Genomic DNA, 1,030 nt, shown 5'->3' with positions numbered 1-1,030 from the left:
GTGTAGGGGTGCGCGGGGCGGGCGAACAGCGTGGTGGACGGGGCGACTTCGACCAGGCGGCCCAGGTACGTCACCGCCACCCGGCCGGCGACATGGCGCATCACCGACAGGTCGTGGGCGACGAACAGGAAGGACAGGCCGAGCTCGCTCTGCAGGTCCATCAGCAGGTTCAGGACGCCCGCCTGGATGGACACGTCCAGCGCCGAGACCGGCTCGTCCAGGACGATCACCTTCGGCCGCAGCGCCAGCGCCCGGGCGATGCCGATGCGCTGGCGCTGGCCGCCGGAGAACTCGTGCGCGAAGCGGTTGCCGTGCTCGGGGTTGAGGCCGACGAGACGGAGCAGTTCCCGCACCTCGTCACCGGCCCGCGGGCCGTAGCGGCCGTGGATGCGCAGCGGTTCGGCGACGATCTCGTGCACGGAGACGCGCGGGTCGAGGGAGGCGTAGGGGTCCTGGAAGACGATCTGCAGCTCGCGCCGCAGCGGCCGCATCCGGCGCCGGCTGAGCCGGGTCAGGTCCTGGCCCCGGTAGAAGACCTGACCCGAGGTGGCGGTCTCCAGGTTGAGCACCGTGCGGGCGATCGTCGTCTTGCCCGAGCCGGACTCCCCCACCAGACCCAGGGTCTCGTTCTCGTACAGGTCGAAGGAGACCCCGCACACGGCGTGCACGTCGCCCACCCGCCGGCGGATCACGCCGCGGGACATCACCGGGAAGTGCTTGACCAGGTCGCGGACCTGCAGGACCGGCTCGCCGGTGCCGCCGTGACCGGGCAGCGGCGGCAGGGCGGGGGCGGTCTGCGCGGAAGCGCTCATGCGGGGTCCTCCTCGGCGTGCGTCGAAGGCGGTGTGTCGGCGAAGCGCGCCAGCGCCTCGGTGTCCGCGCCGGCCGTGTCGAAGACGTCCCCGGCGCCGGTGCCGACGAGTTCGCCGGCGAAGTGGCAGGCGCTGAGGTGGGCGCCGGGCCCGGCCCTGCGCAGGGGCGGCTCCGAACGGTCGCACGCCTCGCGGCGCAGGGGGCACCGGGGCGCGAA

The 1,030-nt window shown here is 73.7% G+C and carries 1 protein-coding gene and 1 pseudogene; both read right to left on the bottom strand.

Annotation, left to right across the window (positions count from 1 at the left end; genetic code table 11):
* A partial coding sequence (locus C1I97_RS37795; protein WP_111007357.1) for an ATP-binding cassette domain-containing protein occupies nucleotides 1-812 on the bottom strand: 812 nt, incomplete at its 3' end.
* Nucleotides 809-1,030: pseudogene (locus C1I97_RS37790) on the bottom strand (ABC transporter ATP-binding protein); the annotation flags it as partial. The pseudogene C1I97_RS37790 and the gene C1I97_RS37795, both read right to left, overlap by 4 nt.

The organism is Streptomyces sp. NTH33, assembly GCF_003236365.1.
GTDB lineage: Bacteria > Actinomycetota > Actinomycetes > Streptomycetales > Streptomycetaceae > Streptomyces.
Note: the sequence above shows the minus strand (reverse complement) of the source record. Positions and strands in the feature narration are given on the sequence as shown.